This window comes from Arthrobacter sp. Soil_N43 (assembly GCF_057655195.1).
Window position 1 is genome coordinate 1 of record NZ_JBDGML010000043.1, and the last position, 19445, is coordinate 19445.

20 protein-coding genes, 1 tRNA gene and 1 pseudogene are annotated in these 19445 nt (G+C 65.9%); 13 read left to right on the forward strand and 9 right to left on the reverse strand.

What is annotated here, in order from left to right; genetic code table 11:
* Positions 1–151: 151 nt before the first annotated feature.
* A complete protein-coding gene (locus AC3A3W_RS02925; RefSeq protein WP_205651669.1) occupies positions 152–610 on the reverse strand; it encodes a Fur family transcriptional regulator in 459 nt (152 codons plus the stop codon).
* 76 nt (positions 611–686) lie between these two features.
* Here AC3A3W_RS02925 and AC3A3W_RS02930 point away from each other — a divergent pair, with 76 nt between their 5' ends.
* Together AC3A3W_RS02930 and htpX are read left to right on the forward strand one after the other, a co-directional pair.
* On the forward strand, positions 687–1958 hold the full coding sequence (locus AC3A3W_RS02930; RefSeq protein WP_487440391.1) for an MFS transporter: 1272 nt from the start codon (positions 687–689) through the stop codon (positions 1956–1958).
* A 49-nt stretch (positions 1959–2007) separates the two neighbouring features.
* Positions 2008–2877: a zinc metalloprotease HtpX gene (htpX, locus tag AC3A3W_RS02935; RefSeq protein ID WP_487440392.1), complete on the forward strand. Its 870-nt coding sequence runs from the start codon at positions 2008–2010 to the stop codon at positions 2875–2877.
* Positions 2878–2916: 39 nt separating this feature from the next.
* On the opposite strand, the gene AC3A3W_RS02940 is transcribed toward htpX, so the two are convergent.
* Entirely contained in the window at positions 2917–3360 is a 444-nt protein-coding gene (locus AC3A3W_RS02940; RefSeq protein WP_487440393.1) for a GNAT family N-acetyltransferase, read from the reverse strand.
* A 99-nt stretch (positions 3361–3459) separates the two neighbouring features.
* Positions 3460–3951, reverse strand: coding sequence for a YajQ family cyclic di-GMP-binding protein (locus AC3A3W_RS02945; RefSeq protein WP_205651673.1), 492 nt, complete (start codon positions 3949–3951; stop codon positions 3460–3462).
* Positions 3952–4137: 186 nt separating this feature from the next.
* Here AC3A3W_RS02945 and AC3A3W_RS02950 point away from each other — a divergent pair, with 186 nt between their 5' ends.
* The 4 genes from AC3A3W_RS02950 (at position 4138) to AC3A3W_RS02965 (ending at position 7672) form a co-directional block, all read left to right on the forward strand.
* The gene (locus AC3A3W_RS02950) at positions 4138–4392 is read left to right on the forward strand and encodes a hypothetical protein (RefSeq protein WP_487440394.1); all 255 of its coding nucleotides are present in this window, start codon (positions 4138–4140) and stop codon (positions 4390–4392) included.
* A 116-nt stretch (positions 4393–4508) separates the two neighbouring features.
* A tRNA-Tyr gene (locus AC3A3W_RS02955) sits at positions 4509–4590 on the forward strand.
* Between the two features lie 208 nt (positions 4591–4798).
* A complete protein-coding gene (locus AC3A3W_RS02960; RefSeq protein ID WP_487440395.1) occupies positions 4799–6211 on the forward strand; it encodes an ABC transporter substrate-binding protein in 1413 nt (470 codons plus the stop codon).
* A 504-nt stretch (positions 6212–6715) separates the two neighbouring features.
* Positions 6716–7672, forward strand: coding sequence for a hypothetical protein (locus tag AC3A3W_RS02965; RefSeq protein WP_487440396.1), 957 nt, complete (start codon positions 6716–6718; stop codon positions 7670–7672).
* 77 nt (positions 7673–7749) lie between these two features.
* Here the strand turns inward: AC3A3W_RS02965 and AC3A3W_RS02970 are convergent, their stop codons facing one another.
* Together AC3A3W_RS02970 and AC3A3W_RS02975 are read right to left on the reverse strand one after the other, a co-directional pair.
* The gene (locus AC3A3W_RS02970) at positions 7750–8484 is read right to left on the reverse strand and encodes a potassium channel family protein (RefSeq protein WP_487440397.1); all 735 of its coding nucleotides are present in this window, start codon (positions 8482–8484) and stop codon (positions 7750–7752) included.
* A 59-nt stretch (positions 8485–8543) separates the two neighbouring features.
* The gene (locus tag AC3A3W_RS02975) at positions 8544–9431 is read right to left on the reverse strand and encodes a LysM peptidoglycan-binding domain-containing protein (RefSeq protein ID WP_487440398.1); all 888 of its coding nucleotides are present in this window, start codon (positions 9429–9431) and stop codon (positions 8544–8546) included.
* Between the two features lie 311 nt (positions 9432–9742).
* Between AC3A3W_RS02975 and AC3A3W_RS02980 the strand changes: the two genes are divergently transcribed.
* Complete coding sequence (locus AC3A3W_RS02980) at positions 9743–10288, forward strand: acyl-CoA thioesterase (protein ID WP_487440399.1); 546 nt, start codon at positions 9743–9745, stop codon at positions 10286–10288.
* Between the two features lie 83 nt (positions 10289–10371).
* Positions 10372–10827: a thioredoxin gene (gene trxA, locus AC3A3W_RS02985; RefSeq protein WP_487440400.1), complete on the forward strand. Its 456-nt coding sequence runs from the start codon at positions 10372–10374 to the stop codon at positions 10825–10827.
* 91 nt (positions 10828–10918) lie between these two features.
* Here trxA and AC3A3W_RS02990 read toward each other — a convergent pair whose 3' ends face one another.
* Positions 10919–11197: a putative quinol monooxygenase gene (locus AC3A3W_RS02990; protein ID WP_487440401.1), complete on the reverse strand. Its 279-nt coding sequence runs from the start codon at positions 11195–11197 to the stop codon at positions 10919–10921.
* A 103-nt stretch (positions 11198–11300) separates the two neighbouring features.
* Between AC3A3W_RS02990 and AC3A3W_RS02995 the strand changes: the two genes are divergently transcribed.
* Entirely contained in the window at positions 11301–12977 is a 1677-nt protein-coding gene (locus AC3A3W_RS02995; RefSeq protein ID WP_487440402.1) for an AMP-binding protein, read from the forward strand.
* Positions 12978–12991: 14 nt separating this feature from the next.
* On the opposite strand, the gene AC3A3W_RS03000 is transcribed toward AC3A3W_RS02995, so the two are convergent.
* The 3 genes from AC3A3W_RS03000 to AC3A3W_RS03010 form a co-directional block, all read right to left on the reverse strand.
* Positions 12992–13804, reverse strand: a complete 813-nt coding sequence (locus AC3A3W_RS03000; protein ID WP_487440408.1) for an ABC transporter permease — start codon at positions 13802–13804, stop codon at positions 12992–12994.
* Positions 13804–14772: an ATP-binding cassette domain-containing protein gene (locus AC3A3W_RS03005; RefSeq protein WP_487440403.1), complete on the reverse strand. Its 969-nt coding sequence runs from the start codon at positions 14770–14772 to the stop codon at positions 13804–13806. Before AC3A3W_RS03005 ends, AC3A3W_RS03000 begins: the two co-directional genes overlap by 1 nt.
* Positions 14773–14943: 171 nt before the next feature.
* On the reverse strand, positions 14944–15924 hold the full coding sequence (locus AC3A3W_RS03010) for a DNA-3-methyladenine glycosylase family protein (protein WP_487440404.1): 981 nt from the start codon (positions 15922–15924) through the stop codon (positions 14944–14946).
* A gap of 174 nt (positions 15925–16098) precedes the next feature.
* Here AC3A3W_RS03010 and AC3A3W_RS03015 point away from each other — a divergent pair, with 174 nt between their 5' ends.
* The 4 genes and pseudogenes from AC3A3W_RS03015 to AC3A3W_RS03030 all read left to right on the forward strand — a co-directional run.
* A complete protein-coding gene (locus tag AC3A3W_RS03015) occupies positions 16099–16506 on the forward strand; it encodes a VOC family protein (RefSeq protein WP_487440405.1) in 408 nt (135 codons plus the stop codon).
* Positions 16507–16589: 83 nt separating this feature from the next.
* A complete protein-coding gene (locus AC3A3W_RS03020) occupies positions 16590–17975 on the forward strand; it encodes a cystathionine beta-synthase (protein ID WP_487440406.1) in 1386 nt (461 codons plus the stop codon).
* Positions 17976–18080: 105 nt separating this feature from the next.
* Entirely contained in the window at positions 18081–19244 is a 1164-nt protein-coding gene (locus tag AC3A3W_RS03025; RefSeq protein WP_487440407.1) for a cystathionine gamma-synthase, read from the forward strand.
* A pseudogene (locus AC3A3W_RS03030) lies at positions 19241–19445 on the forward strand (hypothetical protein); the annotation flags it as partial. The gene AC3A3W_RS03025 and the pseudogene AC3A3W_RS03030, both read left to right, overlap by 4 nt.

Consider the following 19445-nt stretch of genomic DNA (forward strand, 5'->3'; position numbering starts at 1 on the left):
GGTAGTGGTCCGTGAGGATGATCGCGCCGTCGGCGCCGACAGCCTTGGAATGGGCATCGGACGTGACAGGAGCGCCGGACTGTGTCGTGGACACGGCAGGCGCAGAGATGTTCGAAGTCATCTTTCTCCTAATTTGTTGATTACTTGTCAGTTACGAAGGAAGTTTTTGGGCCCGCTGGCAGTCCCCGCAGATCCCCTGGTACATGACGTCCGCGATCTGGATGGTCATGGGATGGGAATCCTCGTTCCAGTGCGGGGTCAGGCACGGGGCATGGCCGACGGCGCAGTCGACGTCCTCCACCCGGCCGCAGCTGATGCAGATCGCGTGGTGGTGGTTGTCACCCACGCGGGTCTCGTACAGGGCGGGCGAGTGCGGAGGCTCAAAGCGGCGCAGCATGTGCAGGTCGGTCAGGTCGCCCAGCACCACGTAGACGGACTGCGCCGTCAGTTCCGGCAGCTCCTCGCGGGCGGCCGCCAGGATGTTCTCCGCCGGGGAGTGCGGGTGGTGTTCGACGGCGGACAGCACCGCCAGCCGCTGCTTGGTCACCCGGCGGCCGTGGGCGCGCAGGGCCGCGGCCCATGCTTCGTGGCTTTCCGGGTGCTCGGTCATGACACCATTGAACCACTTATTTTGAGTAGATCACAATAAGGCATGGCTAAGTTCCGTCCGCGGCTAGAGTTGCCGGGTGGGGAAATTACTGGCCGACATCACTCCGCTGCGCGAAAGCCCGGACTTTCGGCGGCTGTGGCTGGGCTCTGCTGTCTCCAATGTGGGATCCCAGCTGACGCTGGTGGCCGTCAGCCTGGAGGTGTACCGGCTGACCCAGGACAGTCTCTATGTCGGGCTGCTCAGCATCTTTGCCCTGGTGCCGCTGGTGTTGGGCGGACTGCTGGGCGGCTCCATCGCCGATTCCCACGACCGCCGCACGGTGGCGCTCCTTTCGTCCTCCGTGATGTGGGCCGCCGTGGGCGGGCTGGCACTCCAAGCGTGGCTTCAGGTGGGCAACGTGTGGCTGCTCTACGTGCTGGTGGCCGTGCAAAGCGGGGCGCAGGCCATCAACCAGCCGGCCCGCAGCGCCATCATTCCCGCCCTGGTCCGGCAGGAACTCCTGCCGGCCGCCAACGCGCTCAGCATGGTCACCTTCGGCCTGGCCATGACGGCGGGCCCGCTCCTGGCCGGGGTGCTGGTGGCCTCCGTGGGATTCGGCTGGACCTACACGCTGGATCTGCTGAGCTTCGCCTTCGCGTTCTGGGCGCTGCTGCGGCTTCCGCCGATGCCGCCCGGCAAAGAGGCGGGCAGGGCGGGCCTGCGGTCTGTGGTGGAGGGCTTCCGGTTCCTGGGAACGCGGCCCAACGTGCGCATGACCTTCATCATCGACCTCGTCGCGATGATCCTGGCGCAGCCGCGGGCGCTGCTGCCCGCCGTCGGCGCCGTCATGATCGGCGGCGGGGAAACCACGGTTGGCATCCTGCTGGCATCCACGGCCGTCGGTGCATTCCTGGCCGGCCTCTTTTCGGGCCCGCTGGGCTCCGTGCGGATGCAGGGCACCGCGGTGGTCTGGTCCGTCATGGGGTGGGGCGCGTCGATTGCCGGGTTCGGGCTCGTGGTGGTGTTGGCCGGCCGGTCCGGCTCCGGGGGAGTGACGCTGTGGCTGCTGCCCGCCGTCCTGTGCTGCGCGCTGGCCGGGATCTCCGACTCCGTGAGTGCGGTTTTCCGCACCACTATCCTGCAGGCGGCGACGCCGGACCACCTGCGCGGCCGCCTCCAGGGCGTGTTCATCGTGGTGGTCGCGGGCGGGCCGAGGATCGGGGACATGCTGGCCGGCGCCGGCACTAAAATTCTAAGTGAAGGCTGGGTCCTGCTGCTCGGCGGCGTCGTGTGCATCGGAGTCGCCTGGACGGTCGCGCGGTGGCAATCCGGCTTCCTGAAGTACGACGCGCGGAATCCTGTTCCGTAGCGGCGCTGCTGGAGTTCTGAGCTGGGAGTTCCGAGCTGTGGAGGGAAAAGTGCATAAACATTACAACGGCCTGAAGACCGCGGCGCTTTTCGGCGTGCTGTGGGCGGTGCTGCTGGGACTGGGAGCGCTGATCGCAGCCAACACCCGGAGCACGGCACCCATTGTGATCATGGCGCTGATCGGTGTGGGCACCACCGCCTACGGGTACTGGAACAGTGACAAGATCGCGCTGCGGTCCATGCAGGCGTATCCGGTGTCCGAGGCACAGGCCCCTCAGCTGTACCAGATGGTCAGGGAGCTGTCCGTGCGCGCCAACCAGCCCATGCCGCGGATTTTCGTTTCGCCCACTATGGCGCCGAACGCGTTCGCGACCGGCCGGAATCCGCAGAACGCTGCCGTGTGCTGCACCGAGGGGATCCTGCAGCTCCTGAGCCCCCGCGAGCTCCGCGGAGTCCTCGGCCATGAGCTCATGCACGTGTACAACCGCGACATCCTGACCTCGTCCGTGGCTGCGGCCGTGGCCGGAGTGATCACCTCGGTGGGGCAGATGCTGCTGTTCTTCGGCGGCGGCGACCGGCGGAACTCGAATCCGCTGGCCCTCATCGCCATGGCCCTGCTGGCCCCGTTCGCGGCGTCCCTGATCCAGGTGGCCATTTCCCGCACCAGGGAGTACGACGCCGATGAGGACGGTTCCCAGCTCACGGGAGATCCGCTGGCGCTCGCCTCGGCCCTCCGCAAGATCCACCAGGGCGTCCAGGCGGCGCCGCTGCCGCAGGACCAGCGGTTGGTCAACGCCTCGCACCTGATGATCGCCAATCCGTTCCGGGGCGGGGCGATGACCAAGCTGTTCGCCACCCACCCGCCCATGCAGGACCGCATTGCCCGGCTGGAGCGGATGGCGGGCCGGCCGCTCACCTGAGGACCGCCGTCGTACTCCCTGCACGTTGCGCCCCACCCGCTAGAGCGGGCGGGCGTAGCAGACGGATAGCGGTTCGCCGGCGTAGGGTCCGAAGTTGTCGATGAGCGTGTAGCCTTCGCGCTCATAGAACCGGATGGCGTCCGGCTGGGCGGTTCCGGTTTCCAGCTTGAGGACGCTCAGGCCCAGCCGGACGGCCTCGGCCTCGAGGCTGCGGAGCACGGCGGGGGCCACCCCGGTCCCGCGGTGGCTGGGCAGCACAAACATCCGTTTGATTTCCGCAGAGTCAACGTCGAGCCGCCGCAGCGCGCCACAGGCCACTGCCGTGCCCTGCATGTCGCGGGCAACGACGAAGAAGGTGATGTCCTCGGCGGTGGGAGCTGAACCGGGTTCGTGGTCATCGGAGCCGTACCTCGCGTCCAGCTCGGCGCGCTGCATGCCGCGCAGCCGGGCGCCGTCCTCGGTATTCCATGGCTCGGGCGTCACAGAGTAATTCACGGGTGTCCTATCGTTCGGCTCGGGACGCGCAAATGGACTGGCGGCACCCGACCAGGGGTGCCGCCAGTCCAATACGTGTCGTGAAACCTAGCTGCGGAAGTTGACGAACTGGAGGTCGGCCTCGTCAAAGTCCTTCAGCAGAGCCATGGTGGCCTGCAGGTCGTCGCGGGACTTGGAGGTCACGCGGAGTTCGTCGCCCTGGATCTGGGATTTGACGGACTTGGGGGCTTCGTCGCGGATCAGCTTGTTGATCTTCTTGGCGAGATCCTGCGCGATGCCCTCCTTGATGGTGCATTCCAGGCGGAATTCCTTGCCCGAAGGGTAGGGTTCGCCCTGGTCCAAAGACTTCAGGGAGATCCCGCGCTTGATGAGCTTGGACTGGAAGACGTCCAGCACTGCCAGAACCCGGTCCTCGGAGTTGGCCTTCAGCAGGATCTTTTCCCCGCTGAAGTCGATCTCGGCGCCGACGCCCTTGAAATCATAGCGCTGGCCGATTTCCTTTTGGGACTGGTGCAGTGCGTTCGCCACTTCCTGCTTGTCTACTTTGCTTACGACGTCGAATGTGGACTCGCCTGCCATGACTCTCCTTTTGCTCGTGGTTGCTTCGCCCGGACGGGGCGTGGATATCTGCATTCCAGCGTAGTACGGATGGGCCGGTTGTGACGGTGAATCCACTTTCACAGTTCACTCCTAGCTGAGGCACAGCGGGAACGGAGTCTGGCTGCGGACAGTTGTAGGAGTTGGAAGACCCCCGGAAGGAACGCAATGACCCACCAGGCAGTCCGCTATGTCAGCCGCTCCACGGCAACGGCCGCAGGAATGATAGCCACCGCCGCCACCTCGGTGACTGCCGCGGCTCTGGCCGCATCGATCATCCTGAGCCCGGCGCCGGACGCCTCGTCGAGGCTGGACGGTGTCCACGCTGACCTCCAGCGCGCGGTGCAGCTGAACCAGATCACGGAGGAGCAGGCACTTCGCTTCGAGGCGAAACTGGCGGACCGCATCCACGGGGAAGCCTGATATTCCGCGGTTTTTGAGCCGTTTCCGGCTCGATTCGATTCTTCGGCAGAAGTTCTGTAAAGTTGTCTTGCCCGCGGTTGCTGGAAACAATGACCCGGGTAACTTCTTTGAAGTTCGGCAGATTACCCGAGCGGCCAAAGGGGGCTGACTGTAAATCAGCTGGCAACGCCTACGGGGGTTCGAATCCCTCATCTGCCACCCACGGGAAACCCCGTCTGACCAGTGGAAACACCGGTTGGGCGGGGTTTTTTCGTTTTTATCCCAGAGCGCCGCGGCTAATGCACGGGAGTGCTGCTGACATCCGGATTGCACGGCGATAATCTTAAAGTTAAATCCCGGATGGCGATTTAGGTCGCAGCCGGCGGTTTCAGCCCCCAGCGGGTACATCCGAGGCAGGACAACCGAGGTGAACAGAACCAGAGGCCGCGCCAAGGTCAGCTGCCTCGCCGTAGCGGGGCTGGCTGCAACCCTTCTTGCGGGCTGCACAAACGCCGGACCTGTGTCCCCGTCCAATGTGCCGGATACCCACGACATCACTGTCTGGATCACGGACACCTTGCCGGACCGTGTTGCCAGGATGCAGTCGATCTCCGCCGACTTCACCGCCGCCACCGGCCTGAAGGCGGAACTCGTGAGCGTTCCCGAGCACGAGTTCAACCAGACGCTCACGTCCTCGGCGGCTGCCGGCAATCTGCCTGACGTCATTGGCGCGGTTTCGCTGGGGAACGTGCGCACCCTCGCCGCCGGCAAGCACGTCCACGCCGCAGCCAACGCCGAGGTGGTCAAAAACCTTGGCGAAGGGACGTGGTCCCGGCGTGCGCTGGAGCTGACCCGCGACGGCCGCAGCCAGCTGGCCGTGCCCGCGGCCTCCTGGCAGCAGGTCCTGTATTACCGCAAGGACCTGTTCGCGAAAGCGGGTCTGGCGGTTCCCGATACCTACGCCGACATTAAGGCGGCCGCCCAAAAGCTGCACACGCCGCAGCTGGCCGGATTCGTGGCGGCCAACAAGGCCGGGGAGCCCTTCACGCAGCAGTCCTTCGAGCACATTGCGCAGGGCAACGGATGTGAACTCGTCAGCGCCAAGGGCGCCATCACCTTCGACAGCCCCCAGTGCGTCGGCGCGCTTCGTTTCTACAGCGACATGCTGAAGAACTACTCCGTGCCCGGGATCCAGGACATCGGCACCGTACGCGCCGCCTACTTCGCAGGCAAGGCCGCGATGGCCGTCTGGCCCACGTTCATGCTGGATGAATTGGCGGGACTGCGCAGCGATACCCGGCCCAGCTGCCCCGAATGCAAGCTGGACCCCGGGTTCCTCGTCAGGAACACCGGTGTAGTGGCGGGCATCCTGGGAAGCGGCGGCACGCGGCCAGCGCACTTTGGGGAGATCACCTCGTGGACCGTCACGAGCGACTCCGACACGGACCAGGCCCGGAAATTCGTGGAGTATCTGGTGAGCGCCGGCTACGCGGACTGGCTGTCCGTCGCCCCCGATGAACGCCTTCCGGTGCGGGCCGGCACCGCTGCAAAGCCCACTGAGTACACCGATGGCTGGAAGGCGATGCCTATGGGCATGGGCGAGAAGGAGCCGCTGGACAAGTTCTACTCTCCCGACGTTCTCGGCGTCCTGCTGCAGGGCGTGAAGGACCTCGACCACTGGGGCATCCTGCAGGGACGCGGCGATCTTGCCGGTGCCGCGATGGCTGAACTGCCGATCGCAGAGGCCGTGGGTCAGGTCACTGTCGGTGCAGCGGATCCGCGGGCGGCGGCCGCCAAGGCCGCGGCCACGCTCCGTTCCATCCTTCGCACGCTGAGATAACCGGGGAGATCCGGATGCAGCTAAAAGGATAAACCGCAGAAATGCGGTTTATTCGCTTTTATGGGCGTGATTGAACGTTGCATCACGCTGCTTTTAGCGCGGAATTCTTTTCCACAAATTCACGGCACCCACCGAGTTCGGCAGATCTGTCCTCCGCCCCTTCAATTGCTGCATTCAATGCTCTTTCCAAACAGGCAAATTAGGGTCATGATTCTTGCTAAGCCTGTTCGGAAACAACAAGGTCTCAGGTTGAGGAGGCTGAACGCACCCTTCTGGTCGTTTCCTCGGTGAATCTCCCGAGAGACTCTGTTTTCGCGCTGCAGCGGGGCATCAGGATTGTCCCGCCAGGGCGCGGTTCCGACAGCGCTGCCATCCGGTGAGCTGCAGAAAGACGGCGGGCCGACGGCAGTTGCTGAACGCAGTTAATTCCAACCGCGAAAGGCAACAGTGATGCGTCAATCACGTAGACGACTATCAGCTTTGGGCTCTGTTTTCACGCTGCTTGTGGCGACCGCCACTGTGGCGTCGTGTGCAGCGCCCAATGCCGGACAAACGCCGGCCACAACAAGCACAACTTCGGAATCGCCCACGGGGACTACGACGACGCCGGCTGGGACCACCACAGCGTCGGAGTCCCCCTCAGAGTCGCCGGACGCCACAGAGCTGTGCGGTCCCGGTTCTGCCATCAACTTCGACAGCGCCGCCTTCCCGGACACTCCGGTCATAGACAACAAGTGGTTTTCCCTGACGCCGGGCACCCAGTACACGACGAGCGGCAAGGTGGTCAGCGCTGACGGAACCACTGAGCGCGTAGTCACACATACCGTAACGGGCCTGACCAAGGTCATAGACGGGGTCAAGACACAGGTGATGTGGGACCGCGACTACGCTGACGGCTCGCTGGTCGAATCCGAGCTGGCCTTCTTCGCGCAGGACAAGGCAGGAGCGGTCTGGCTCTTCGGGGAGTATCCGGAAGAGTTCGAAAACGATAAATTCATTGGCGCCCCCAACACGTTCATTCACGGGATCTCCGAGAGCCAGGCCGGCATTGCCATGCAAGGCGAGCCGCGCGTTGACACGCCGGAATATGTCCAGGCGCATGCGCCTTCGGTGGACTTCCTGGACTGCGGTGACGTTTTCCAGGTGAACCAGCGCGTCTGCGTACCCACGGGTTGCTACGACGACGTGCTGGTGATCGACGAGCACAATCCGCTGGAACCCGCTGTGGGGCACCAGCGCAAGTTCTATTCGGCAGGGACGGGACTGGTGAAAGTTACCGCTGTGGGCGGCGCCGACCAGGAAACCCTGGACCTCGTCAAGGTCGAAAAGCTCACCGACGCAAAACTGGTGGAGGTCAACAAGGAAGCGCTCAAACTCGACCAGCACGGCTATGACGTCAGCAAAGAGGTCTACGCGAAAACACCCCGCGCCGAGGTAGCCACGGAAACCTCAGGCGGCTAACCGAACCGACGGCGCTGACCGCGGACGAAAGGACAGCGCCGCGGCCTCCTCCGCTGTCCACTGAGGCGGCGGCAGCTCTAGGACGCCCGTTCGCTCCTGAGCAGCGCAATCTCACGGCGGAGGGCGGCCACCTCGGCAGCGAGATCGTTGACTTCTGCCAGGACAGGCTGTTCGGCTGTTTCGACGGCGGTCTCGGCGGTTTCGCTGACCCGCTGGACGAGCCAGGAGGCGATGGAGGCCGTCACCACGCCCAGCACGGCAATGCCGCTCATCATGAGGGCGGCAGCCACCGCCCGGCCCAGGTACGTGACGGGATACAGGTCCCCATAGCCGACCGTGGTGATGGTGGTCACCGCCCACCAGACTGCGTCGCCGAAGGTGAGGATCTTCGCGTCGGGAGCGGACTGCTCGGCGTCGAGCACCGCCAACGCGCCCACGAAGACCAAAAGCGTGGCGGAGCCGGCCACGTAGGTGGCAACCCGTCCCCGCAACGATTCGCCGACTGTCCGGTGCAGCACTGACAGCAGGGTCACGAGCCGCAGCAGCCTCAGGGGCCGGAATACCGGCAGGGCGACGATCAGCAGTTCATGAAGGTTCCTGAAGAACCAGCGGCCGCGGTTCTCGGCAAGCCACAGGTTCACCGCATAGTCCAGGGCGAAGATGCCCCAGGTGATCCACAGGGCGGCCTCCAGCCACTCGTTGCCCCGGCCCTCAACCTTGCCCACGACCTGCCAGGCGTAGGCCGCGAGGAACACTACAGCCGTCCCCATCAGCGGCCACTCGGCAAGGTCCCGGTAGCGTTGCTGCGTCATGCGCAAAATCTTACGGGTAAGGGCGCGGCAGCCTGTCAAGCGGCAAGCCCGCCGCCCCGCTAGTTCAAGGCTATGACCAGCATTTGGGTGGTACCGGGGATGCAGGTTTGCAGGACCGCCCGCGGGAATCCGCCGAATACTGCGGCCACATCGTTCGTTGTGCCGCCATTGGGTACCTGGCTGCGGGCCGCCACGGTGTAGGATCCGTAGCCCGCGAGGTCCACACGCTCGCCGACCTGGATTCCGGAGAAACGGGCCCAGCCGCCGCAGAAGTCGTGTTCCGTGATGAAGAGCGAGTAGCCGTCGGTCGGTGTGAAGTGGATAGGCCCGATGCAGCGGTCCACCATGTCCTGGCCTCCCGCGCCGGCCACGTAAATGGTTCGGACGAGCGGTGCAGGCTGTGGTGCGGGGGCCGCAGCGGGCGCGGGTGCCGGTGCGGGTGCCGGGGCGGGAGCCTTCACTGCGGGTGCCGCAACTGCCGGGGCCGGAGCGGGGGCTGCAGCCTTCACTGCCGGGGCCGGGACGGGAGCTGCAGCCTTGACTGCCGGGGCGGGTGCAGCGGGCGCGGACCGTGCCTTCGCAGCCGGCGCCTTGGCTGCCGCGGCTGCGGTGGCGGACGCCGGCTTCTTTGCGGGTGGTGCCTTTGCTGCGGGTACTGAGGAGGTGGGTTCTGAGGCCGGTGTTGCCGCGGCCATGTCCGTCACGGATCCTGGCAAACCGGACCACGGAATGGCGTCGTCCCTGGCGGGGGCCGATATCAGCTGGCTTGCCGCCGCGGCGGAGTCGTGGGCCGGCGCCGCGGACCACATGGGTGTCGCGGCACTCAGCAGCATGACCCCCGCGAGCACGAGTGCCCTGATGTCGAATCCCGCGGGCAGTGTTCCCGGCTGCGGCCCAAAAAGATAGACCGCTCCGCGGTGCCGGCTGGCTGATACCTGCTGATCCATGGCTGACCCTGAACCGTCGTGCGGCCGGCAGGATCTGCCGCCGCTTGCTGGGCGGCCAGGCGCAGACACGGAGGCGCCCGCGCCGAATGGCGGGACCGCTTCGCGTTACGCTTGACCATTTAATTGAGAGAGGGACGCGCTCGCTAACGCGTCTGCCCAGCAGTGTTGAGTGTAGGAGGCCTGGTTCCGCGGCCGCACGGGTAGGAAATACCTGTCTTTCCCTGCAACTCCTACTTGAATCCCGCAGGCCGCACTACCACAGCGAACATAGGGAGGTGGCGCGCTTGTTACTAGCGGGTAACATAAACGTCATGCATCTGCTTTTGCGCACACTCCTGCTGCTGGTTACCTCCTCCAAGCGCCCGCCGCTCAGCATCTGGGAAGCGTCTTCCCTTCCTCTTCGCGTGCTTCCGACCGATATCGACATCGCTATGCATGTGAACAACGGGATGTACTTCTCGCTGATGGACCTCGGGCGTTTCGATCTGATGGTCCGCAGCGGTACTTGGGCCAAAATGCGCCGGCGGGGCTGGAGTCCGGTGGCTGCGGGTGAGACCATCACCTTCCGCCGCTCGCTGCAGCTGTGGCAGCGGTACACGATCGAGACCAGGATTATCGGAATGGATGCCAAAGCCATCTACTTTGAGCAGCGGATGGTGGTGGTCGGTGAGATCTACGCCCGGGCCTACATCGCTACCCGGCTGGTGAGCAGGGGGCGGCCCGTGAGCCAGGAGGAGATCACGGCAGAATTCGGTGCGCCTCCGGCGGAACTGCAGCTTCCGGACTGGATCCACGAGTGGCGGGAAAACAATGCGCTGCCCGGGACACGCCGGCCAGCCCCGCACGCCTGGGCCTGAGCGCCGGTATTCCCGGTGACGCGGGTAGCGAACAAGGAGCGCCTGGAAGGGACATCGGGAGCCGGCTCGCGTACCGTGGACACATGGCTACCGTAGACATTACAGGTGAACAGTTCGCATCCACCGTCGAGAACAACGACATTGTCCTCGTTGATTTCTGGGCCGAATGGTGTGGTCCCTGCAAGCAGTTTGGACCCACATATTCCGCAGTTTCCGAAAAGCACAGCGACGTCGTCTTCGCCAAGGTGGACACGGAAGCTGAGCAGCAGCTGGCCGCGGAGGCCGGCATCACGTCGATCCCCACGCTCATGGCCTTCCGCGAAAAGGTGCTGGTCTTCTCCCAGCCGGGCGCGCTGAACGCCCCCCAGCTCGAACAGGTGATCGACGCCGTCAAGGCGCTCGACATGGAGGAAGTCCACGCCCACGTGGCGCGCTCGCAGGCCGAGGCCGCCGCCGCCGCAGGCACCAGCACCAGCACCGGCAACGCCACGGGCAAGAGCGCAGGCCCTCAGGACGGATCACAGATCCCGGACTTCTAAGCCCCTAAAAGCACAAACGCGGGGTCATCCCGCGCCCAGGAACTTCGGTTTCGGGCGCGGCGTGACCCCGCGTTTTTTGTGCTGGTACGGACTACAGGCGTTCGAGCTTAACGGGCTCGGCGAGCAGGGCGCTGAGGGACTCGTTCAGATCCTGCAGCGCGGTGCCCTTGGAGTGCTTGTCGAGGTCTTCCTGGGAGGCCCAGCGTTCCGTCAGGACCAGCTTCTCTTCGGTGGCTTCGGTGAGCTCGTAGCGGATGCATCCGGGCTCGTTGACTACCTCGTCAATGGCGATTTCCAGGGCGAGCTTCACGCGGAAGAATTCGCCGTCGTTAGGGATGAACGTTGCCTGCAGGTCGATGGGTGCACTCATGGCTTTCACAATACCGGCCACCGCCGGCGCTCCCGGACCTGTTGACGCCGAACACCCGACTGTTGCGCTTCTTTTGCCGCGGGCCAGTTGGTAGCGTGCCATCATGCGCGCTTACACAGCCGGGGACACTGACGTCCCGCTGCTTGATGAAACCATCGGCCAGAATTTCGAGCGGATCGTGGCACAGTTCCCCTTCCACGACGCGCTGATCGAGGCAGCCGCAGTGCCCGGTGCGGACGCCCGGCGCTGGAGCTACACCAAGCTGAACGACGACGTCGACCGCCTCGCCCGCGCGCTTCTCGCGCTGGGCGTCGCGAAGGGGGAACGGATCGGAATCTGGAGCCCCAACTGCGCCGAGTGGACCATTCTGCAGTATGCGACGGCCAAGATCGGGGCGATCCTCGTCAATGTGAACCCCGCCTACCGCAGCCACGAGCTGGTATTCGCCGTCAAACAGAGCGGCATGCGCATGCTGGTCACAGCGCCCGCGGAGCGGAACAGCGACTACGTGGGCATGGCACGGCAGGCGCTCGGCGAATGTCCGGAACTGCGCGAACTGGTGTTCCTGCCGGACTTTGAATCGGAGGGGCTCGACGCCGGCGTCCCCCAAAGTGAGCAGGAACTGATGTACGCGGAACTGCTCAAGCGGGCGGACGACGTCGGGCATTCCGGACTGAAGGCGCGCATGGCCGAACTGGACCCGCACGACCCCGTCAACCTGCAGTACACCTCGGGCACCACAGGCTTCCCTAAGGGCGCCACTCTGACGCACCACAACATCCTCAACAACGGCTTCTCCATTGGGGAGCTGCTGGGCTACACGGAGCATGACCGCGTGGTGATCCCGGTGCCGTTCTACCACTGCTTCGGCATGGTGATCGGGAACCTCAACGCACTCAGCCATGGCGCCGCCACCATCATCCCGGGACGCAGCTTCACGCCGGCCGCGGCACTGGAGGCCGTGCAGGACTTCGGCGGGACGTCGCTCTATGGTGTGCCCACGATGTTCATTGCCGAGCTCGCGCTTCCGGACTTCGCCTCCTATGACCTGTCCACCCTGCGCACCGGCGTCATGGCCGGTTCGCTGTGCCCCATCGAGGTGATGAAACGGGTCATCTCGGAGATGAACATGCGGGATGTGGCCATCTGCTACGGCATGACAGAGACCTCGCCGGTGTCCACCATGACCCGCGACGGGGACACCCTGGAGCACCGCACCCAGACCGTGGGGCGCACCATGCCGCGGCTGGAGAGCCAGGTGGTGGACCCCGCCACAGGGGAAGTGCTGGAGCGCGGGGAGATCGGCGAACTGTGCACGCGGGGCTATGCCGTCATGAAGGGATACTGGGGCCAGCCGGACAAGACGGCCGAAGCCATCGACGCCGAGGGCTGGATGCACACCGGAGACCTGGCCCGGATGGACGATGAGGGTTACATCGTGATCGAAGGCCGGATCAAGGACATGGTGATCCGCGGCGGGGAGAACATCTACCCGCGCGAGATCGAGGAGTTCCTCTACACGCACCCCGCAGTCCAGGACGTGCAGGTGATCGGGGTGCCGGACGCCAAGTATGGCGAGGAACTCATGGCCTGCATCATCCTCAAGCCCGGGGCCGGGCCGCTGGACGCCGACGCCGTGGCCGACTACTGCCGGGGGAAGCTTGCGCACTACAAGATCCCCAAATACGTGGACGTCCGCGAGAGCTTTCCCATGACCGTTTCGGGCAAGGTCCGCAAGGTCGAGATGCGCGAGGAAGCAGTGGCCCGGCTGGGCCTCTGATGGGCCCTGCGGGGCTACCTCGTGTTCCGGCTGATCGCCCGGATGCCCACCGCCAGTCCGACGGCGGCCGTCACCACGGCGGCGAGCAGCCCGTACAGCGTGTCGACGCCGACGGCGCCTGCGAAGAGCTCGCGCTCGGCGTTGACCAGGTAGGTGAGCGGGTTGAAGAGGCTGGCCACCTTCATCCACTCCGGTCCCGCCTCGATGGGCAGCATGATGCCGGACAGGATCATCAGCGGGAACAGCAGGGTCTGCTGCACACCCCAGAAAATCCATTCCTTGTTCTGCGACACAAGGGCCAGCGAGTACGACAATGCACCGAGACCGATGCCGAAGATCCCCAGGATGACGAGCCCGAAGAGGACATGCAGCGGGTGGAGGACGAAGCCGAACGGAATGCACACCACGGAGATCAGTAGGCCCTGCACCACGAGCGGCGCCCACTCCTTCAGTGCCCGCCCGATCATCAGCGAGGAGCGGGACAGGGGTGTGGCCAGGATCCGCTCGTAGGAGCCGGTCATCAGCTCATACTGCAGGTTGGACCCGGTCATGGAGGTGCCGAACAGCGCAATCATGACGACGACGCCGGGCAGGAACCACTGCAGCGTGGACTGGCCGCCGAACGCCGGCGCCCCCACGGCCGAACCGAGCAGGGGCCCGAAAAGACCCAGGAACACCAATGGCTGGAGGAGTGAGAACACGAGTGAGAACGGGTCCCGCAGCGGCAGCAGCATTTCCCGCCAGAACACATACCAGGTGTCCCGCAGGACCCGGTCCAGCCCCGGTTTCTGTTCGGCCTGCTCCATCCGCGTGCTTGGCACGCGCATCACACCTCAGCCCCTTCGCGCAGGCTGCGCCCCGTCAGTTCGAGAAACACGTCGTCCAGCGTCGGCGGTTTCAGTTCCAGGGACTGCGCGGGAGCGCCGGCGTCGTGCATCCTCCGCAGGAGCTCCGGGGCCAGCCGGGCACCGTTGCTGAGCCGCAGCCGGAACCGGACGACGCCGTCGTACGCGTGCTCCTCCAGCTCGCCTTCGGCGGCGGCGCGCCCCAGCAGGCCGCGCACCTCGGCGGCGGAGGCCGCCGCGACTTCCACGGCCAGCAGGTCTCCGGCGAGGTCGGCCTTGAGCCGCGCGGCGGTGTTGTCCGCGATGATGGCTCCGTGGTCGATGACGATGACGCGTTCCGACATGGAATCAGCCTCGTCCATGTAGTGGGTCGTCAGGACGATCGTGGTCCCGTGCTCGGCCCGCATGCGCATGATGTGCTCCCAAAGGTTGGCCCGGTTCTGCGGGTCCATTCCGGTGGACGGCTCGTCAAGGAACAGCAGCCGGGGCGAATGCATCAGGCCGAGCGCAACGTCCATCCGGCGCCGCTGGCCGCCGGAGAGCTTGATGACCGTACGCTTTGCGAGATCGGCGAGGTCCAGGGACGTGAGCAGTTCCTTGGCCCGCGCCGTGGCGTCCGTGGTGTTCATCCCGTAGAAGCGGCCCTGCATGATCATTTCGTCGATCACGCGGTAGCTGTGGCCGCCGCCGTTGCCCTGGCCGATGTAGCCGATCCTCGCCCGTACGCCGGCGGGGTCCGCCACGACGTCCAGCCCGGCCACCGTGGCCGACCCCGACGTCGGCCTCAGCAGCGTGGTCAGCATGCGCAGCGTGGTGGACTTGCCGGCCCCGTTCGGGCCGAGGAAAGCCACGAGTTCGCCGGGTGCGACGTCGATGTCGACGCCCTTGACCGCCTCCACCGTCTCCTTTTTGACCGTGAAGTTCTTGGTGAGTTTCCGGGTATGAATCACTGGATGCTCCAAGGGTTCCAAAGCCCCGGCTGCGGGTGCCGGGCTCCCTGCCGCCCACGGTATACCCCGCCGGTCAGGGCGTCCACGGCACGAACCTCTGCCGGCAGGGGGCTCAGCCGGGGCCACAACTGCCCGTTCGCGCTCGGGGAGGCGCGGCCAGGGAAGGAGGCTTTAGTGCCTGCGGTGGTCCTGGATGGTCATCCGCGGCCCGAAGGTGGGTTTCCGGAAACCGCTGAGTCCGATCATCCGGACCACGCGCTGCCGGTGGCCCGTCCACGGTTCCAGCAGGGCCAACATGCCGGCGTCGTCGGTCCGCCGGCCGGTCAGCGCCGCGCCCACATCGGCCGCGAGATGGTAGTCACCGACCGCAATGGAGTCCGGGCAGCCGTGCGTCCGCTGCACCACCTCGGCGGCGGTCCACACCCCGATGCCGGGGATGGTCTGCATCTTGGCGGCGGCCTCCGCCGCCGGCAGCGCGGCCAGCCGTTCAAGCGCGACGGCGGAACGCAGCGCCCGCATGACGGTGGCCGACCGCTGCGGCCCCACGCCGGCCTTGTGCCACTCCCAGGACGGGATGCGCAGCCACTCTTCAGGCGTGGGCCGGACCAGCAGGCCGGCCGGTGCGACGGTCGAGGCGCAAGGGGCGGGGGTGCCCCAGCGGTACATGAGGTAGCGGAAGCCACGCCGGGCCTCGATGACGGTGACCTTCTGCTCCAGGATGGTGGGCACCAGGGAGTCCACCATGCGCCCGGTTGAGGGCAGGCGGAGGGCGAGGTTCCGGCGTCGTGCTTCACGGACCAGCCGCGGGAGGGTTGAGTGGAACCCGGGCTCGTCAAAGGCAGACCAGTCGTCGTCGGCGCCCAGCAGACGGGGAACGGCGGCGAGGGCGGAGGCGGAGCCGGGACCCCAGGCCTGCACATCGACGTGCGGGTCCGGGCCCCGTTCGGCGCTGGTGAGGCGCAGCGTGACCGGACCGTCCGGCGTCGTGAAAGCCATCCACAGGCCGTCCGGGCGCGAGGCGAACGAGGGATCGCCATTGCCGCGCATGAGTGTGCCCAGGGTCTGGCGCAGGCTGTAGGGACCGCCGGCATACCATCGCAAGGAGGCGTCGGCGGCAGCGGCAACGCTGGCGGGGACGTCCGTGATGGTCATGGAATCATCGTCCCACGGACCGCTGACATGGCGGGGCTCCGTGCGCCGGCAGGCCACTAGGCGGGCCACCCGGCAGGCCTAAACCCCGCCCCTTAACCCCCGCCGTGGGGAGGACTACAATCCCAGGTGTGGCGCGGGGCGTCCGCGCCGCTCAGCCAAACCCAGGAGGGCACGATGGCCGGCATAGTGCATTTCGAAATCCCCGCCGATGATCAGGGCAGGGCCACCGACTTTTACCGCGAAGCATTCCAATGGACCATCAACGCCATGCCCGAGATGGACTACAACGTGGTGATCACCACGCCCAGCGATGAGCAAACCGGCATGCCGAAGAGTCCCGGGGCCATCAACGGCGGACTGTTCGCCCGCGAAGGGGAACTGAAGACCCTCATCATCACGGTCGACGTAGACGACATCGACGCAACGCTGGCGCAGGTGGAGAAACTCGGGGGCTCCGTGGTCAAGCCAAAGGACGCCATCCCGGGGATGGGCTTCTACGCCTACTTCAAGGACACCGAGGGAAACGTTCTGGGGCTGTGGCAGAACCTCCCCGCAGGGACTGCCGAGGGAACGGCCGGCTAAAGGGGGGAACGTACCCCTGAATGTGCGGCGCTCCGTGCCGCCCGGGGACGCAGCCCTGAAGGCAAGACGGTAAGTTTGTACCCATGAAGTACGCCCAGTCCGTTCTGGACCTTATCGGCAACACCCCGCTGATCAAGCTCAACCACGTCACCGACGGCATCCAAGCCACCGTCCTCGTGAAGCTGGAATACGTGAATCCCGGCGGTTCCATCAAGGACCGGATCGCGGCCAGGATGGTCGAGGAAGCGGAGCGGGACGGCAAGCTCAAGCCCGGCGGCACCATCATCGAGCCGACCTCCGGCAATACCGGCGTAGGACTGGCGCTTGTGGCCCAGCAGAAGGGCTACAAATGCATCTTCGTCGTGCCCGACAAGGTGGGTGAGGACAAGCGGGCCGTGCTTCAGGCCTACGGGGCTGAAGTGGTGGTGACCCCCAGCGCCGTCGCCCCGGACAGCCCGCAAAGCTACTACAGCGTCTCAGACCGCCTCGTCACCGAAATTCCCGGTGCCTTCAAACCGGACCAGTTCTCCAACCCCGCAGCGCCGCTCAGCCACTATGAATCCACCGGGCCGGAAATCTGGCGCGACACCGACGGGAAGGTGACGCACTGCGTCATCGGCGCCGGCACCGGCGGCACCATCACCGGGACGGGCCGCTATCTCAAGGAGGTCTCCGCGAACCGTGCGGAGTCCGACGGCGGCCGGGTCAGGATCATCGGGGCGGACCCCGCAGGCTCTGTCTACTCGGGCGGCACCGGCCGCCCGTACTTCGTCGAAGGCGTGGGCGAGGACATGTGGCCCGCCAACTACGACAAAACGGTTCCGGACCAGGTCATCGCCGTCAGCGACGCCGATTCCTTCGCCATGACGCGGCGGCTGGCCCGCGAGGAGGGCCTACTGGTGGGTGGGTCCTCCGGCATGGCGGTGGTTGCCGCGCTGGAGACAGCCCGCGACCTGCCCGAGGATGCGGTGGTGGTGGTGATCCTGCCCGACTCGGGCCGCGGCTACCTCGCCAAGATCTTCAACGATCAATGGATGCGCTCCTACGGATTCCTCTCCGGCGGCGAGGAGGCATCGGTGGGCGAGGTCATCAAGTCCAAGACGGGTGAGCTGCCGGACCTGGTCCATATTCACCCCAACGAGACCGTCCGCGACGTCATCAACATCATGAACGAGTTCGGCGTCAGCCACATCCCTGTGCTGTCCCAGGAACCGCCCGTGGTGATGGGTGAGGTCCTCGGAGCGGTGGACGAGCGCTCGCTGACCGCGAAGCTGTTCCGCGGCGAAGCCCAGCTGACGGACAAGATCTCCGAACACATGGGGGAGCCTCTCCCCGTCATCGGCTCGCTGGAAACCATCTCGGCGGCCCGCGAACTGCTGTCCGACGTCGACACCGTGATGGTGACGTTCGTCGGCGCCCCCATTGGCATCCTGACCCGCCACGACCTCCTCGCGTACCTCAGCCACTAGACCCGTGGGCTGAGACTGTCGGTCCGGTGGTTGAGCCTGTCGAAACCTTGATCTCGACAGGCTCGATCAGCGGTGACAAGCTCGGCCAGCCTCGAAAGGATTTTCATGTCCGTCTCTGAAAACCAAGGATTCAACACCCGGGCCGTGCACGCCGGCCAGGCCTTCGAGCCGCGCACCGGCGCCGTGGTGCCGCCCGTGCACTTCTCCTCCACCTACGCCCAGGACGGCATCGGCGGGCTGCGCGACGGCTACGAATACGGCCGCGGCACCAACCCCACCCGCGACGCCCTGCAGGAACAGCTCGCGTCCCTCGAAGGCGGCACGCACGCCTACTCCTTCAGCTCGGGCCTGGCCGCCGAAGATTCGCTCATCCGCGCCCTGACCCGGCCCGGGGACCACATCGTGCTGGGCAACGACGCCTACGGCGGCACGTACCGCCTGATCAGCCGGGTGCTCGGCGACTGGGGCATCGGCAACACCCCGGTGGACATGTCCGACCTCGACGCCGTCGCGTCCGCCGTCGCCGCGCACCAGACGCGCTTCGTATGGGTGGAGACTCCCTCCAATCCCCTGATGAAGATCACCGACATCGAGGCGCTCGCCAGGGTGGCGCACGACGCCGGGGCCCTCCTGATCGTCGACAACACCTTCGCGTCCCCCTACCTGCAGACCCCGCTCGCCCTGGGTGCCGACGTCGTGGTCCACTCCACCACCAAGTACATCGGCGGCCACTCCGACGTGGTGGGCGGCGCCATCGTGGTCAAGGATGCCGAGCTCGCGGAAAAGATCGGCTTCGTGCAGTTCGCCGTGGGCGCCGTGTCGGGGCCGATGGACGCCTTCCTCACCACGCGCGGGCTGAAGACGCTGGGAGTGCGCATGGACCGGCACAGCGACAACGCCCAGGCCGTGGCCGAATGGCTGCTGGAGCGCCCCGAGGTGGAAGCGGTCCTCTACCCGGGCCTGCCCTCGCACCCCGGCCACGAGCTCGCCAAGAAGCAGATGAAGAAGTTCGGCGGCATGATCTCGGTCCAGTTCAAGGGCGGCGAGGCGGCGGCCCGGAAGGTCGCCGAATCCACCTCGGTCTTCACCCTGGCGGAGTCACTCGGCGGCATTGAGTCCCTGATGAACTACCCGTCCGAGATGACGCACGCTTCCGTGAAGGGCACCGAACTGGCCGTCCCCGTCAATCTCATCCGGCTTTCCTGCGGCATCGAGGACGTTGAGGACCTCATCGCCGACCTCGAGCAAGCCTTCGCGTTCATCCAGTGAAGGTGACCCCGGAGGCCACCGGCCAGACGGTGGACGCACCTTCAGAGGCGGCAGCGCCCAAGGCCGGCCGCGGCCGCGCCGCCTTCGGCTGGCTGGCCACGGCGGGCGGCGCGATTGCCGCCGTCGTTGCCCTGGCGGTGCTCTACTCCCACTACGCCCCGGTGATGAATGACTTCGAGGTGTATTACTACGGCGGCACCA

What these genes read in the sequence shown, in the direction of transcription:
- AC3A3W_RS03020 (WP_487440406.1), top strand. Translation starts at nt 16,590, where the DNA reads ATGAAGTACGCCCAGTCCGTTCTGGACCTTATCGGCAACACCCCGCTG.
- AC3A3W_RS02970 (WP_487440397.1), bottom strand. Translation starts at nt 8,484, where the DNA reads ATGACGCAGCAACGCTACCGGGACCTTGCCGAGTGGCCGCTGATGGGG.
- AC3A3W_RS02925 (WP_205651669.1), bottom strand. Translation starts at nt 610, where the DNA reads ATGACCGAGCACCCGGAAAGCCACGAAGCATGGGCCGCGGCCCTGCGC.
- AC3A3W_RS02980 (WP_487440399.1), top strand. Translation starts at nt 9,743, where the DNA reads ATGCATCTGCTTTTGCGCACACTCCTGCTGCTGGTTACCTCCTCCAAG.
- AC3A3W_RS03000 (WP_487440408.1), bottom strand. Translation starts at nt 13,804, where the DNA reads ATGCGCGTGCCAAGCACGCGGATGGAGCAGGCCGAACAGAAACCGGGG.
- AC3A3W_RS03010 (WP_487440404.1), bottom strand. Translation starts at nt 15,924, where the DNA reads ATGACCATCACGGACGTCCCCGCCAGCGTTGCCGCTGCCGCCGACGCC.
- trxA (WP_487440400.1), top strand. Translation starts at nt 10,372, where the DNA reads ATGGCTACCGTAGACATTACAGGTGAACAGTTCGCATCCACCGTCGAG.
- AC3A3W_RS03015 (WP_487440405.1), top strand. Translation starts at nt 16,099, where the DNA reads ATGGCCGGCATAGTGCATTTCGAAATCCCCGCCGATGATCAGGGCAGG.
- AC3A3W_RS02995 (WP_487440402.1), top strand. Translation starts at nt 11,301, where the DNA reads ATGCGCGCTTACACAGCCGGGGACACTGACGTCCCGCTGCTTGATGAA.
- AC3A3W_RS02945 (WP_205651673.1), bottom strand. Translation starts at nt 3,951, where the DNA reads ATGGCAGGCGAGTCCACATTCGACGTCGTAAGCAAAGTAGACAAGCAG.
- AC3A3W_RS02950 (WP_487440394.1), top strand. Translation starts at nt 4,138, where the DNA reads ATGACCCACCAGGCAGTCCGCTATGTCAGCCGCTCCACGGCAACGGCC.
- AC3A3W_RS02990 (WP_487440401.1), bottom strand. Translation starts at nt 11,197, where the DNA reads ATGAGTGCACCCATCGACCTGCAGGCAACGTTCATCCCTAACGACGGC.
- AC3A3W_RS02975 (WP_487440398.1), bottom strand. Translation starts at nt 9,431, where the DNA reads ATGGATCAGCAGGTATCAGCCAGCCGGCACCGCGGAGCGGTCTATCTT.
- AC3A3W_RS03025 (WP_487440407.1), top strand. Translation starts at nt 18,081, where the DNA reads ATGTCCGTCTCTGAAAACCAAGGATTCAACACCCGGGCCGTGCACGCC.